Origin of the sequence: Nocardioides terrigena (assembly GCF_003047265.1) — a bacterium.
GTDB classification, from domain to species: domain Bacteria; phylum Actinomycetota; class Actinomycetes; order Propionibacteriales; family Nocardioidaceae; genus Nocardioides; species Nocardioides terrigena.
Genome location: NZ_PZYY01000004.1, coordinates 471,470 through 485,885, shown reverse-complemented (window position 1 = coordinate 485,885; position 14,416 = coordinate 471,470). Strand labels below are relative to the sequence as shown.

The following is a 14,416-nucleotide window of genomic DNA, read 5'->3' as shown; positions in this document are numbered from 1 at the left end:
CTCCGGGACCGTCGCCCACGCTGCGGTACGGGAAACACCTGCGCAACGCGTCCCCGCTAGCCTCGGCCCATGCCGTTCCTGCTGCGCGTCTCCCTGCCCGACGTCCCGGGATCGCTGGGCCGCGTCGCGAGCGCGATCGGTGAGGCCGGGGGCGACATCGAGGCCATCGAGATCGTCGACAAGGGCGTCGACGGCCGCGCGGTCGACGACGTGCTCCTGGAGATCAGCCCCGGCACGATGCCCGACTCCGTGGTCTCGGCGTGCAACGCCCTCGACGGGGTCGAGGTGCTCTGGATCAACCGGTACGGCGCCGGCGGCAACCTCTTCCTCGACCTCGAGGTCGTCGAGGAGCTCACCGCCCAGCCCGCCCAGGCCATCAACCGGGTCCTCGACATGCTGCCGATCACCTTCCGCGTCGACTGGGCCTCACGGATCGCACCCGACGGCAGCGTGGTCCGGGCCACCGACGCCGCCCCCGGCACGCTCGGCTGGATCGGGCTCGAGCGACCCACCCGCCTGGAGGGGGTCGACGACGTGACCCTGCTGTGCGGCGCGCCGATCGACGGCGACGTGATCGTGCTCGGCCGCCGGGGTGGCCCCGACTTCCTCGACTCCGAGCTGGCCCGGCTCGGCCACCTGCTCGGGCTCGCGCAGACCATCAGCCGCGCCTGATCCGGATCCCGGCGGCACCCGCGCGGACGGCCCGGGGTCGTCAGGTGTCGCGGCGAGCACGGTCAGACGAGCGGCACGGCCACCCTGGCCTCGTGCTCGTAGGCCTGCCGCACCTCGACACCCTCGCGGGCCAGGCGCGCGTGGTCGCGCGCCATCCGCTTGCTCGTGGCGAAGGCCGCGCGGGCCGCCTCCGTGGCCAGCACGAACTCCTGGTCGGCAGAGAACCGCAGCCAGCCTGCCGTCAGGCCGGTCGCACCCGCGGCCTGGGCGAGCGTGGCGTCGCGAGCCGCTGCGGCCGCAGCCATCTGCGAGTCACGGATCGTCCGAGCCCTGGCCACCTCGGCGGCCCGCCTCTTCCTCGCCTGCGACGCGGTCATGGGGCGGGCACGAAGGCTCTCGGTCCAGGACGTCGCCGTCATGACCACCTCGAGGGTGTCGGTCGTGAGGGTGACATCGTGACCGGCGAGACCCGCCAGCTCGGGCGGCAGGAAGTCCACGGCCGCTGCCGGGATGGTGTCGGTCTCCTCGAGGTCGATCACCTCGGTGACGAGTCCGATGCCGCGGGTCGATCCGATCGAGCCGCTCGAGCCGACCGGCTCGCCGGAGACCGGGAGCACCTCTCCCGTGTCCACGACGACCAGGCCGGACCGCAAGGCCAGGTGCCCGACCGAGTAGGTCGCCGTCCGGCCCGGCTTGCGCTCCACCCTCGCACCGTCGAGCCGCGCGACGACGCACCGCAGGTCGCTGCCAGCGACGGCGTACACCCACGCCTTCACGAAGGACGCGTGGGTCCCGGACCGGTCCCGGCCCGTCCGGGTGGTCAGGAGGGTCATCCTGGCGGCGCCGTCCAGGCCCGAGGCCCGGCACGTCTCCACGTGCGAGCTCGGGACCGTGGCGGCGGAGGCCGCGTGGGACGGGACCACGACGACCGCCCCGAGCAGGGCGGTCACGAGGACGGCGAGGGTGGGACGACGCGACACGGGACGCTCCGGGACTCGGCGGACGGCGATCCGCGCCAGTATCGCCACGCGCCGCCGCCTGCACCCCCGAAACCGGAGAACTCCCCGGCCCCGTCCCGCTGCGGCAAGCCCTCAGGCGACCGACCGGATGCGGGTCACCAGCACCGAGCCGACGAGGCACAGCACGAAGCCGACGGCGTACACGATCCCGTAGCCCAGCGACCAGGAGTCGCCCTCGGTGATCACCGACCCACCGGACCTCCGGACGACCTCCAGGACCAGACCCGCGATCGCGGGCGCCAGCACCTGCGGGAGCGTGGCCGCGATGTTGATGACGCCGAGGTCCTTGGCGCGCCCCTCCGCCGACGGCAGCACCTGGGTGATGAGTGCGAAGTCCACCGCCTGGTAGACCCCGAACCCGGCCCCGAGCACCACCGCGGCCACGACCGCCCCCGTCCAGGTCTGGGCGACGCCGAGGACCAGTGAGCTGACTCCGATGAGGATCCCGGACCAGACCACGAAGACCTTGCGCCGCCCGATCCGGTCGCTCCACCAGCCGACCAGCACGGTGGTGGCCACCGTCGTGGCGCCGTACAGGAGGACGAGCAGTCCGAGCCGGCCGGTGGCATCGTCGGCGCCGAAGCCGAGGCCGTCGGTGAGGAAGTAGTAGAGGTAGTTGAGGGCGATCCAGTTGCCGAGGTTTACCAGCAGCCGGGTGAGCCAGGCCCACGCGAAGTCGGGGTGCTCGCGCGGCGACACCCAGAAGGACCGCAGCATCGCGCGCGCGTCGAACGGGGGCAGCACGTGGTCGCGCGGGAGCGGGACGTCGCGGGAGCCCAGGATCCACGGCACGGCGAGGACCAGCACGGTCACCGCCGTGACGAGGTAGCCCTGGGCGATCGAGCCGGTCAGCTCGGCGATCTTGATGCCGAGCAGCACGCCGACGGTGCCGGCGATCGCGATCAGGCCGCCCACCAGCCCACGGCGCGGGACCGGCACCTGGTCGGGGACGGCCGCGGTACCACCGGCCCACGCGGCGTTGAGGGCCAGCTGCGCGAGGCACCAGCCGAGCACCAGCCACACCGGCCCGTCCGCCCACGAGAGCAGGACGAGTGCGGCCGCCCCGGTCACCGTCCCGCCCACGACCCACGGCACCCGTCGACCGAAGCGCGACGTGGTGCGGTCGGAGAAGGCACCCCACACGGGGTTGCAGACCATCGACACCGTGGCCCCGGTGAGCAGGACGACCGCCAGCAGCACCTCCTTGCTGGGCCCGCCCGCCTCGGCCGCGGCCATCTCCTCGGCCTGCTGGGCGAGCAGCACCTGGATCGGGCCGAACCACGCGGCCATGATGCCGAGGTTGAGCAGCACGAGGGACAGCGTCCACCGCACCGGCGGCGTGGTCGTCGGCTCGTCGAAGGCCGATCGGAGCGCCGGTGCGGGAGTGGTCACCGGCTCATTGTGGGATCCGGAGGGTGCCTCGTGCCGGGTTTCAGTCCCGCTCGAGGAGGAACAGCGGGATCTGGCGCTCGGTCTTCTCCTTGTACGACGCGTACGTCGGCCAGGTGGCCACGGCGTGCGCCCACCAGTCCTCACGCTCGTCATCGGTCAGCTCGCGGACCCGGTAGGTGTGCTTCTCCGCCTTGTCCTGGAGGTCCACCTCCGGGTGCTTGCGGAAGTTGTCGGCCCACACCGGGTCGTCGTCCGCCCCTCCCTTGGAGGCCACCGCGAGGTAGGCGCCGTCGCGCTCGACACGCATGACGGGGTTCTTGCGCAGCTTGCCGGAGCTCGCGCCCACCGAGGTGATCACCACGACCGGGTAGGGGGTGCCGGGCAGCGTGCCGCCCTTCTCCCCGTCGGACGCCTCGTACTCCTCGACGTTGTCGCGGACCCACTTGGTCGCGCTGGGGACGTACTCACCTGTCAGTGCCATGTCGGCCACAACACCACGTCCACCTCCCGGATTCCAGCGGACCGGGTCGGCGTACGACGGGTGGCGGGCGTTAGGTTGCCGCCATGAGTGCGATCGACGGAGTGTCCGAGATCTTCGACGCGTCCCAGTGGGACGACGTGCCCGGCTTCGAGGACCTGACCGACCTCACCTACCACCGGGCGAAGGCACACGGGACGGTGCGGATCGCCTTCGACCGGCCCGACGTGCTCAACGCCTTCCGCCCGCACACCGTCGACGAGCTGCTCCGCGTCCTGGAGCACGCGCGCACCAGCGCGGACGTCGGGTGCGTGCTCCTCACCGGCAACGGTCCCGGCGCCAAGCACGGCAAGTGGTCGTTCTGCAGCGGCGGCGACCAGCGGATCCGCGGCAAGGCGGGCTACCAGTACGAGACGGGCGGTCATGACGACGCCGGCGCCCCGCCGAACCCGATCGACCAGGCCAAGCTGGCCCGCCTCCACATCCTGGAGTGCCAGCGGCTGATCCGCTTCATGCCCAAGGTCGTCATCAGCGTCGTCCCCGGGTGGGCGGCCGGCGGTGGGCACAGCCTGCACGTGGTCAGCGACCTGACCCTCGCCAGCCGCGAGCACGCCCGTTTCAAGCAGACCGACGCGGACGTCGGCTCCTTCGACGGCGGCTACGGCTCGGCGTACCTCGCCCGCCAGGTGGGGCAGAAGTTCGCCCGGGAGATCTTCTTCCTCGGCGACGAGTACGACGCGGAGACGATGCACCGGATGGGTGCGGTCAACCGGGTCGTCGACCACGCCGACCTCGAGGCGACCGCGCTGGAGTGGGGCCGGAAGATCAACGGCAAGTCCCCGACCGCGCAGCGGATGCTGAAGTACTCCTTCAACCTCCTCGACGACGGGCTCGTCGGGCAGCAGCTCTTCGCCGGTGAGGCGACGCGGCTCGCCTACATGACCGACGAGGCGCAGGAGGGTCGCGACCAGTTCCTCGAGAAGCGCGACCCCGACTGGTCGCCGTACCCCTGGTACTTCTGAGCCCGTGCACCCGCCACGGATCGTCGTCCTGACCGGCGCCGGCATCTCGGCGGAGAGCGGCCTGCCGACCTTCCGCGACGCCGACGGCCTGTGGGAGGGCCACGACCCGATGACGGTCGCCACCCCCGAGGCGTACGACGACGACCCGGCGCTCGTGCACCGGTTCTACGACGAGCGACGCGCCGCCCTCGCCCGGGTCCGGCCCAACGCGGCGCACCGGGCGCTGGCGCGGCTCGAGGACGCCCTCGGCGACCGGCTCCACCTCGTCACCCAGAACGTCGACGACCTGCACGAGCGCGGCGGCTCGCGCCGGGTGCACCACATGCACGGCCGGCTGCGGGCCGCGTGGTGCACCGCCTGCGACGAGCGCACGGCGTGGGACGGCCCGCTCGGCCACCGGCCGCCGTGCCCGTCCTGCGACGTGCCGGCGCTGCGCCCGGACGTGGTGTGGTTCGGCGAGGTCCCCCACGGCATGGACGAGATCGAGGAGGCCCTCTGGGAGTGCGACCTCTTCGTCTCGATCGGCACCTCGGGACTCGTCTACCCGGCGGCGGCCTTCGTGCACTACGCCGCCGGCAACGGCAAGGAGACCCTCGAGCTCAACCTCCACGCGAGCGAGGCGAGCGTCGACGTCGGCCAGTCCCGTCGCGGTCCGGCCACCGACCTCGTCCCGGCGTGAATCGACGAGGTGCTCGGGCGGACCTGAGGAGGGGCGTGACCCGGCCGGATCACCAGGTGACGACGATCGCCTCCGGCGGCTCGGCGACCGGCAGGTGCACTCTGAACGTCGACCCGACGCCCAGCTCGGAGTCCACCGAGATCCGGCCGCCGTGGCGCTCCACGATCCGCTGGGTGATGGTGAGCCCGAGGCCGGTGCCGGGGCGCTCGAGGGCATCGCGGTTGGTGCTGCGGAAGAACTCGGTGAACAGCCGGCCGCGGTCGTCCTCGGAGATGCCGATGCCGTCGTCGGCGCACTCCAGCACCACGTGGTCGTCCTGGCGCCACAGCGAGAGCCGCACGCAGCCGCCCTGGTCGGAGTAGCCGATCGCGTTGGTGAGCAGGTTGGTGACCACGCTGGTCAGCGACGTCTCGTCCCCGAGCACGACCAGCGGCTCCGGCGGGGTCGCGCAGACGAGCTCCACGCCGCGCTGCGCGGCGGCCAGCGTCGCCTGCTCCACCACCGAGGTGACCACCCACCGCAGGTCCACCGGCACGGCGTCGAGCTCGCGGGAGGGGTCGCCCACCTTGCTCAGCGTCATCAGGTCGTCGACCAGGGTGGCGAGCCGGTCGGCGCCGCGCGTGATCGCCTCCAGGGACACCAGTGCCGCGGGGGGCAGGCCCTCGACGTCGCCGAGCGACGCGAGCATCTCCGCGTGGCCCGCGACCACCCCGATCGGGTTCTTGAGCTCGTGGGCGAGCGTGGCGATGAGGCCCGCGCGGTAGTCGTCGACCCGACGCAGCTCCTCGGCCGCCTCCCGCTCGCGCTGGGAGGCACGGGCGTTGAGGATCGCCCGGCCCAGGTCCTGCCCGACGTCGAGGGCCGCCGAGCTCTCGTCGTCGGTCCAGGCAGCACTGCCGACCGCACGCGCGATGGCCAGCATGCCGAGCACCTCGTCGCCGGCGCCGACGGGCACGATCACCACCTCGCCCCACCCGTGGGCGGCCAGCAGGGCGACCAGCTCGTCGCGGTGCTGTGCGTCGAGGTCGTCGTCGCCCCACACGCGGGTGCCGTCGACGAGCACGACGCGCTGGCGCGCCCAGCAGGCGCTCGCGGCGTCCTGAAGCGCCGGGTGCAGGGGCGGCGCGTCGACCTCCACCGCAGCGGGCGGGTGCATGGTCAGCGCCTCGCCGAAGACGTCCACGGCGAGCACCTCGGCCCGGAAGGCGCGATGCAGCTCCTCGCCCGCGACCCGCAACAGCTCCCCGAGCCCGTGTCGGCTGGCGGCCGAGCGGACGACGACGCGGGCGCCGGTCGCGAGGCGGATGCCGGCGGCGTACTCCTCGCGCTCGATGGTGGTGATGACGGCCTGGAGGCTGACGTCGAGGTCGGCGCTCATCGCGGTCAGCAGCTCGTACGTCGGGCGGAGACCGGAGTCGGGGACGTCGAAGTAGACGAACGCCCGCAACCGTCCCGCGCCGTCGACGAGCCGGGCCACGAGCATGTCCTGGGGGTGCCACGCGTCGGGCGAGGTCGGGACGTCGCCCTCGGGCACGACGACGTACGGCTCGATGCGGTCCCACGCCTCCTGGGTCATCGACTCCCAGGGGACGAAGGTGAAGACGCCGACCACGTCGCCGAGCTCGACCGCTGGGTACATCGCGTCGAGCGGGGAGCTCTGACCCTCCAGCTCGCGCACGTCCGGGTCGTCGCCGGCGATCGCGACGAACTCCATCATGTCGTCGCTGCGGCGCACCTCGATGGCACAGATCCTGAAGCCCGCACGGCGCCGCAGGTCGTCCGCGATACGCCACAGCTGCGCGCGGGACGACGGCTCGCCCCAGCCCCCCTGGTGGGGGCGGTCGTGCTCGACGGTCTGCTCGCTGGTCGTCATGCCCCTCACCTCCGCCCTACACGATGACATGGCGGAGGCCCTCGCGGGGCGCGTTTCACGCAGAGAGCGAGCTGGGTCAGCTCGTCGCGAGCCTCATGTTGTCGATCTCCGGGTAGTGCTGACGGATGTTCACCTTGCGCTCGAGCTCACCGATGATCGCCGGGGCGAAGTTGACCTCGTAGAGGCTCTGCGCGCTCCCGAGGCCACCGGGGCTGAAGACGTTGATCTCCATCAGCTTGTCGCCGACGATGTCGAGCCCGACGAGGAACATGCCGTCCGCGACGAGCTTGGGACGGACGACCTCGACCATCTCGAGCATCGCGTCGGTGACGGTGACCTTCTCGGCCTTCCCGCCCGCGGACATGTTGGAGCGGATGTCCTTGGTCTTGTTCGTACGCCGGAACGCGGCGTACTCGCCCTGGTGCACGAGCGGCTGGCCGTTCATCACGAACATCCGCACGTCGCCGTTGACGGCCTCGGGGAGGTACTCCTGCGCCACGACGTAGCCGTCGCGGGAGATCGCCTCGATGATCTGGGTGAGGTTGGGCGCCTCCTTGCGGTCGACCAAGAACACGCCGGCGCCGCCCGACCCCTGCAGCGGCTTGAGCACCGCCTTGCCGCCGAGGTCCGCGATGAACTCCTCGATCATCGTCTCGTCGCGCGAGATCAGGGTGCGCGGCCGGACGACCTCCGGGAAGTGCTGGAAGTAGGCCTTGGACAGCGCGTTGGCCAGGCTGGTCGGGTCGTTGACCACGAGCACCCCGGTCGAGGCGATCAGCTGGCCGAAGGCCACGCCGGCGTTGTTGCGCCACGGGTCGGTCTCGGCGTCGTCGGCCGGGTCGTTGCGCAGCATGACCACGTCGAACTCGTCCATGCCGAGGAGCTGCTCGACCTCCGGCTTCTGCACGTCGGCCATGTGCCGCTCCAGCGAGCGGTAGCTCTTGGCGTCGCCCGTGCGGGCCTTGGTGCTGAGCGAGCCATCGGGCTCGTAGGCGAAGTCGCCGATGCCCATGTACCAGGCCTCGTGGCCCATCTCCTTGGCGGCCATGGCCAGCCGGTTGGTGGTGTACTGCGCCTGCTCGGTGTCGATGTCGTTGACGACGAAGCCGATCTTCATGTGCGTCCCTCCAGGAGTGTGCTGAGATCTTCGGTCCCGGCGGCCCTCTCGAGGTTGGCCGCGGCAGCCGGGTCGTGCAGGTAGCGGGGCAGCACCCGCGGGGGGTGGAGCACACCCCGGTCGCGCAGGTCGCCGATGAGGGGTAGGTCCCCCAGCGAGAACTTGCCGAGCCAGAGCAGGTCGAGCGCGCCGCCGCCGCCGAGGTGCTCGAGCAGCTCGACGAGGCCGCGCAGGTAGATGGCGTCCTTGGTCATCCCTCCGGACCGGTAGACGCGCATCACGGTGGTGAAGGCGCTGCCGCGCGGGAAGCCGTCCGCCACCAGGGCGTCGTGGGCCTCGCCGAACGTCGCGCCGCCGATGAGGCGGTGCACGGTCACGACGCGACCGGCGAGCTGGCGCAGCCGGAAGGCGGTGAGCCCGCCGCACGCGATCTCCGCGAGCACGGCCAGCCCCTCCTGGGTCTCGTCGTAGCCGGCCAGCCCGACGCCCAGCACCTTGATGGGCTGGTGGGTGCCGTTGGCCTGGGTGACGAGGTGGGTGCCCACCTCGTGGTGCAGCAGGGCGGCCGCGCGGGCGTGCTGCACCCGCGACTCCGGCCCGATGAGCAGGGTGTCGCCGGAGACCATCACGCCGTTGACGTCGGGGCGGATCTCGGCGTGCATCTCGAGGTCGGGGTCGACCTCGCGGTAGTGGGCGATCTCCGCCTCGGCCAGCGCCAGGAACTCCTCCGCGCCCAGGACGTCGCCGGGTGGCTCCGTCTCGGTGACGGTCTCGAGCAGCGCCTCGGCCTGCCGGCGCAGGGCGGGCGACACCCCGCCGTACAGCTCGATGCTCAGCTGGAGGAAGTCGTCGGACTCGCGTGCTTGGAGCATCTCGAGCTGGAGCTCCATCTCGCGGTGCTTGGCGCGCAGCAGGTGCCCGAGCGTGGGGTCCTCGACGGAGGCGACGTCGATGTCGTCCAGCATCGCCCGGACGACCTCCGGGTCGGTCTCGAGCTCGCGGTAGGTGAAGTCGGGCTCGGGGTCCTCGCCCTCGAGGAAGTCGTCCTTGACGTCGTCGGCGTCGACCGGCGTGATGTCGAGGAGGAAACGGAAGGTCCGGGAGAGCTGGGCCAGGGAGTGGTCGATCGCGCGATCGGCCGGCGCGATCTCCGGGGACTCCGACGACCCGGCGTCCGGGCTCACCGGAGCCGGGCCAGGGCCTGCTCGAGCACCGGGACGGTGGCGCCGAGGGCCCGGACGGTCTCCGCGAGGCGGTCGTGGTCGACCTCGGCGGTCCACTCGTCCATGAAGGTCTTCTTAAACTCCAGCGCCAGGCAGCAGCCCACGCCGGGGTAGCGGTCGTGCACGAACCACGACACCGCGCGGCCCTGGAACTTCACGTTCTCGCGGACGTCGAGGGGCTCGCCGCCGACGTGCTGCTTGGAGAGCGTCTCCATGAAGTCGTCCAGGAGCCGACCGAAGCGGTCGCTGTCCAGGGTGCCGGTCCCGACGTTGACCACCGGGTTGTCCTCGGCGGGCTCCGGGTCGGCGTCGGCGCCGTCGCGACGGTGGTTGTAGGAGTGCACGTCGAGGAGCACGAAGGGACCGCGGGCGGCCACCGCGTCGAGCCGCTCACCGAGGCGCGCGTAGAACTCGTCGTACACGGCGAGGCTGCCGGCGGTCAGGTCGTCGGCGAGCGTGCCGTCGGCCCACACGTCCAGGCCCCAGCAGTCGTCCGGCTCGCGGTAGACCGCCTCCTCGCGGGGGCGGTTGAGGTCTACCTCGAAGCGTGAGCGGGCCGTCAGCGCGCGGGAGTCCACGGCCGCGGCGATCACGTCGGTGTGCGGGTCCTCCTCGCGCAGCCGGACGTCCTCGTCGAGCACCATCGCGGCCGCGATCTCGGGGCGCAGGTCGTGCCCGGCGTGCACCGACGTGGCCACGACCTGCGTGTCCCAGTCCCCGGTGAACGCGACGAGCCCTGACGTCTCTCTCCCAGTCGTCATGCGGGCCTGTCTACCGACCGCGTCCGCCCCGCGGCCAACCCGGCACACCCACAGGGGTGTGCGGATTCAGCGCGTACGACGCAGCAGCGCGCCGGCGTGTGCCGGCACCTCCAGACCGTCGGCGACCAGCGCAGCGCCGGCCGGCGTCGTGAAGAGCACCTCGTGCTCCCCCGGCAGCTCGACCGTCGCCGGGGCGGCCCCGACGTTGACCACGACCGTCACGGCGCCGCGGTGCATCACCAGGGTGCGGGCCTCCTCGTCGACGTCCACGTCGACCCGGCGCAGGTCCGGGTCGGTGAGCTCGGGGAGCTCGCGACGCAGGGCGGCCAGCCGGCGGTAGACGTCGAGGAGCACCGCGTGGCGCCCCGTGCCGAGCTCGTCCCAGTCCAGCTTTGAGCGCTCGTACGTCGCGGGGTCCTGCGGGTCGGGCACGACCGCGGGGTCCCAGCCCATCCGCTCGAACTCCGCGAGACGGCCCTCGGCGGTGGCCCGGCCGAGCTCGGGCTCCGGGTGCGAGGTGAAGAACGCGAACGGCGTGGAGGCCGCCCACTCCTCGCCCTGGAAGAGCATCGGGGTGAAGGGCGACGCCAGGGTGAGCAGCGCCGCGCAGGCGAGCTGGTCGTCGTCGAGCGCCTCGGTGACCCGGTCGCCGCGGGCGCGGTTGCCGATCTGGTCGTGGTTCTGGCTCGCCACCACGAGGCGCCAGCCCGGCACTCGCTCGACGTCCACGGCCACCCCGTGCACCCGGTTGCGGAACGAGCTGAACGTGCCGTCGTGGAAGAACCCGCGGGTCAGCACCTTGCCGAGCGCCGAGAGCGGCTCGAAGTCGGCGTAGTAGCCGTCGGTCTCGCCGGTGAGCGCCACGTGCACGGCGTGGTGGAAGTCGTCGCTCCACTGCGCGTCCAGGCCGTAGCCACCGCCCTCGCGGGGGGTGACGAGGTGCGGGTCGTTGAGGTCCGACTCGGCGACGAGGGTGAGCGGTCGGCGCAGGTGGGCCGACAGTGCGGCCACCTCGACGGCCATCTCCTCGAGCAGGTGCGTCGGCGACTCGTCGGAGAGCGCGTGCACGGCGTCGAGGCGGAGCCCGTCGACGTGCATGTCGGCGAACCACATCCGCACGCTGTCGAGGATGAGCCGCCGGACCTCGTGGCTGCCCTCCCCGTCGAGGTTGACCAGGTCACCCCACGTGTTGGAGCCCTCCTTGAGGTAGGGCCCGAAGACCGGCAGGTAGTTGCCCGACGGCCCGAGGTGGTTGTGGACCACGTCCTGGATCACGCCGACGCCGGCGGCGTGGCAGCCGTCGACGAAGCGCTGGTACGCCGCGGGGCCGCCGTACTGCTCGTGGACGGCCGACCACAGGACGCCGTCGTAGCCCCAGTTGTGGGTGCCGTTGAAGGCGTTGACGGGCATCAGCTCGACGAGGTCGACCCCGATCGACCGCAGGTGGTCGAGCCGGCCGAGGGCGGCGTCGAGGGTGCCCTCGGGGGTGAAGGTGCCGACGTGCATCTCGTAGATCACCGAGCCGGCGAGCTGGCGCCCGGTCCAGGTGTCGTCCGACCACTCGTGGGCGCCGGGGTCGAAGGTGCGGGACAGGCCGTGCACGCCGTCCGGCTGCCGGCGCGAGCGCGGGTCGGGCAGCGGGGTGGTGGCGTCGTCGACGAGGTAGCCGTAGTCGACCTCCCCCTCCGGCACCGGGCCGGTGGGGGTCCACCAGTCGTCGGCGCGTCGGGCCATCGGCACCCGCGTGTCACCGACCAGGAGCGTGAGGGACTCCGCGCGGGGGGCCCAGACGTCGAAGCGGCCACGGACCTCGTCGAGCGGCGCGAGGCTGCGGGTGAGCAGCGCGACGGGCAGGTGGGCCAGCAGCTCCACGAGCGGGACGTCGCCGGTGAAGACGCGACCGGAGACCGCGTCGGTCCACTCCCCGGCCGGCAGGGCGAGGGTGGTGTCCCCCCAGCCGCCGCGTGCGGCGAGGCCGAGCGGCAGGCGGGTAACCACGGTGATGGCCCCGCCGCGGTCGAAGACCAGTGCGTGGTCGGCGGCCTCCCCCGCCGCGGCGAGCGGGGCGTAGGAGTCGAAGAGCTCGGACTGCTCGCGGCGGGCGCGCAGGCCGGCGCGGGTGACGAGCAGCTTGGCCGCGCCGGGGTCGTCGACGCTCCCGGTCAGCGCGGGGCGCTCGCCGTGCTCGACCGCGTGCAGGAGCGAGCGGCGTACGTCGAAGTCGACCGGGCGACGGTTGTCGGGGTCGACGAGGGACTGCTCCCACAGCTCGCTGCCCTGGTAGACGTCGGGCACGCCCGGCATCGTGATCGCGACCAGCTTGGCGGCCAGGGCGTTGCTCCAGCCGGCCGCGGCGACGGCGTCGAGCACCTCGTCGACCACGGCGCGCACCTCGGGCCGGTCGATCGCGGCGTCGACGGCCGCGTGCACGACCGCCTCGTAGTCCTCGTCGGGCTCGGTCCACTGCGTGCGGTCGCCGGCCTCGCGCATGGCCTTCTCGGCGTACCGGTGGAGCCGCTCGCGCCAGTCACTGTCGAGACCGGACGCGGGCCAGGCGCCGACGATCGCCTGCCAGAGCAGGTTGGCGAAGCCGGGGTCGGGGAGGGGCACCAGGTCGAGCAGCCGGTCGAGGGCCCGCTCCCAGGTGTCGGGGACCTCGGCGAGCGCGGTGATGCGGGCGCGGACGTCCTCGCCGCGCTTGGTGTCGTGGGTCGAGAGCGCCGTCATCGCGTGCGGCCACTCGCGCTGGCGGGTGGCCATCGCGTCGTGCCACTCGTCGGCGGTGACGGAGAAGACCGACGGGTCGGCCCCCACCTCGTTGAGCGAGGTGAGGCGTGACCAGCGGTAGAACGAGCAGTCCTCGACGCCCTTGGCCATCACCATCCCGGAGGTCTGCTGGAAGCGCAGGGCCGGGGGCTGGGCGGGGTCGGACAGCACGGGGAGCAGGACGTCGAGCGTCGCGGCCAGGTCGGGCCGGTGCTCGCGGGCCAGGGCGAATGCCTCGTCGAGGTGCTCACGGCCGCCGGGGAGGTAGGACCGGTAGACGGGGAAGCAGGCCACCAGCTCGCCCACGGCGTCCTCGGTGTCGGCGGGGGCATCCGGGATGGCGACCCGCAGCTCGCGGCCGATGCGGAGCACCTCCGAGCGGAGGATGCCGTCGGCGACGGCGCGCTTGTTGTCGTGGACCATCCGGGCCCAGTCGACGGGTCCGCCGCGGAGCCGCTCGTCGAGCGCGCCGAGGGCCTCGGCCGCGGCCGGGTCGGTGAGCACCCGGTCGATGAGCGCCATCGCGTCGTAGCCCGTGGTGCCGGCGGTCGGCCACTCACGCGGCAGCTCCTCGCCGGGCTCGAGGATCTTCTCGACGAGCACGTAGGCGTCGCCGGTCAGCTCGGCGAGGTCGCGGAGGTAGCCCTCGGGGTCGCGCAGGCCGTCGGGGTGGTCGACGCGCAGGCCGTCGACGAGCCCCTCGGTGAACCAGCGGCCGATCTCGTCGTGGGAGCGGTCGAACCACTCGCGGTCCTCGACCCGGATCGCGGCCAGGCTGTTGACAGCGAAGAACCGGCGGTAGTTGAGGCCGGCGTCGGCCGTCCGCCAGGACACCAGCTCGTAGTGCTGGCGGGCGTGCACGTCCTGGGCGGTGAGCCCGAGCTCGTCCATGTCGTCGGCGCTGCCGGGGGCCAGCGGGAAGGCGTGGTCGTGGTAGGTCAGCTGCCCGGCCTCGACCACGAGGTGGTCGATCGTCCCGTCCTCGAGGAGGTCGTCGTCGCCGACCACCGGGATGCGCAGGCGTCCGCCACCCGCCGCCCAGTCGATGTCGAACGCGTCGGCGTACTCCGAGGCTTGGCCGTGGGTCAGCACCGACCACCACCACGCGTTGTCGTCCGCCTTGGCGACGCCCACGTGGTTGGGGACGATGTCGACCAGCACGCCCATGCCCAGCCGGTGCGCCTCGGCCGACACCGCCGAGAGACCGGACACCCCGCCGCGGGCCGCGTCGATGCGCCCGTGGTCGGACACGTCGTACCCGTGGTTGCTGTGCGACTCCGCCGCGAGGAGCGGCGAGAGGTAGACCCAGTCCACCCCGAGGTCGTGCAGGTAGGGCAGCACCCGCGCCGCCTCGTGCAGGTCGAAGTCCTCGGTGATCTGGATCCGGTAGGTGCTGACGGGCGTGCGCATGGTC

11 protein-coding genes are annotated in these 14,416 nt (G+C 72.5%); 3 read left to right on the top strand and 8 right to left on the bottom strand.

Going from position 1 to position 14,416, the window contains the following annotated elements; translation table 11 throughout:
• Window positions 1-78 precede the first annotated feature (78 nt).
• Window positions 79-672 (top strand): ACT domain-containing protein, encoded by a 594-nt coding sequence (locus DAE25_RS11580; protein ID WP_407669355.1) that lies wholly within the window; start codon window positions 79-81, stop codon window positions 670-672.
• A 62-nt stretch (window positions 673-734) separates the two neighbouring features.
• On the opposite strand, the gene DAE25_RS11575 is transcribed toward DAE25_RS11580, so the two are convergent.
• The 3 genes from DAE25_RS11575 to DAE25_RS11565 all read right to left on the bottom strand — a co-directional run bounded on the left by DAE25_RS11575 (window position 735) and on the right by DAE25_RS11565 (window position 3,564).
• Entirely contained in the window at window positions 735-1,652 is a 918-nt protein-coding gene (locus DAE25_RS11575; RefSeq protein ID WP_107766323.1) for a hypothetical protein, read from the bottom strand.
• Window positions 1,653-1,763: 111 nt separating this feature from the next.
• Window positions 1,764-3,083 (bottom strand): MFS transporter, encoded by a 1,320-nt coding sequence (locus DAE25_RS11570; protein WP_234410989.1) that lies wholly within the window; start codon window positions 3,081-3,083, stop codon window positions 1,764-1,766.
• 40 nt (window positions 3,084-3,123) lie between these two features.
• The gene (locus tag DAE25_RS11565; RefSeq protein ID WP_107766378.1) at window positions 3,124-3,564 is read right to left on the bottom strand and encodes a nitroreductase family deazaflavin-dependent oxidoreductase; all 441 of its coding nucleotides are present in this window, start codon (window positions 3,562-3,564) and stop codon (window positions 3,124-3,126) included.
• A gap of 83 nt (window positions 3,565-3,647) precedes the next feature.
• Between DAE25_RS11565 and DAE25_RS11560 the strand changes: the two genes are divergently transcribed.
• Complete coding sequence (locus DAE25_RS11560; protein ID WP_107766322.1) at window positions 3,648-4,583, top strand: 1,4-dihydroxy-2-naphthoyl-CoA synthase; 936 nt, start codon at window positions 3,648-3,650, stop codon at window positions 4,581-4,583.
• A gap of 4 nt (window positions 4,584-4,587) precedes the next feature.
• Window positions 4,588-5,262, top strand: a complete 675-nt coding sequence (locus DAE25_RS11555) for an NAD-dependent deacylase (protein WP_107766321.1) — start codon at window positions 4,588-4,590, stop codon at window positions 5,260-5,262.
• Between the two features lie 49 nt (window positions 5,263-5,311).
• Here the strand turns inward: DAE25_RS11555 and DAE25_RS11550 are convergent, their stop codons facing one another.
• The 5 genes from DAE25_RS11550 to treY form a co-directional block, all read right to left on the bottom strand.
• Window positions 5,312-7,135 carry a GAF domain-containing sensor histidine kinase gene (locus tag DAE25_RS11550; RefSeq protein ID WP_107766320.1) on the bottom strand — a complete coding sequence of 608 codons (1,824 nt, stop codon included), beginning with the start codon at window positions 7,133-7,135 and terminating at the stop codon, window positions 5,312-5,314.
• Between the two features lie 76 nt (window positions 7,136-7,211).
• A complete protein-coding gene (locus DAE25_RS11545; RefSeq protein ID WP_107766319.1) occupies window positions 7,212-8,252 on the bottom strand; it encodes a glutathione synthetase in 1,041 nt (346 codons plus the stop codon).
• On the bottom strand, window positions 8,249-9,436 hold the full coding sequence (locus DAE25_RS11540) for a flavohemoglobin expression-modulating QEGLA motif protein (RefSeq protein ID WP_107766318.1): 1,188 nt from the start codon (window positions 9,434-9,436) through the stop codon (window positions 8,249-8,251). Before DAE25_RS11540 ends, DAE25_RS11545 begins: the two co-directional genes overlap by 4 nt.
• The gene (locus tag DAE25_RS11535; protein WP_107766317.1) at window positions 9,433-10,236 is read right to left on the bottom strand and encodes an N-formylglutamate amidohydrolase; all 804 of its coding nucleotides are present in this window, start codon (window positions 10,234-10,236) and stop codon (window positions 9,433-9,435) included. The genes DAE25_RS11540 and DAE25_RS11535 overlap by 4 nt, the downstream gene beginning before the upstream one ends.
• Before the next feature lie 66 nt (window positions 10,237-10,302).
• Window positions 10,303-14,412, bottom strand: a complete 4,110-nt coding sequence (gene treY, locus DAE25_RS23895) for a malto-oligosyltrehalose synthase (RefSeq protein WP_234410988.1) — start codon at window positions 14,410-14,412, stop codon at window positions 10,303-10,305.
• Window positions 14,413-14,416 lie beyond the last annotated feature (4 nt).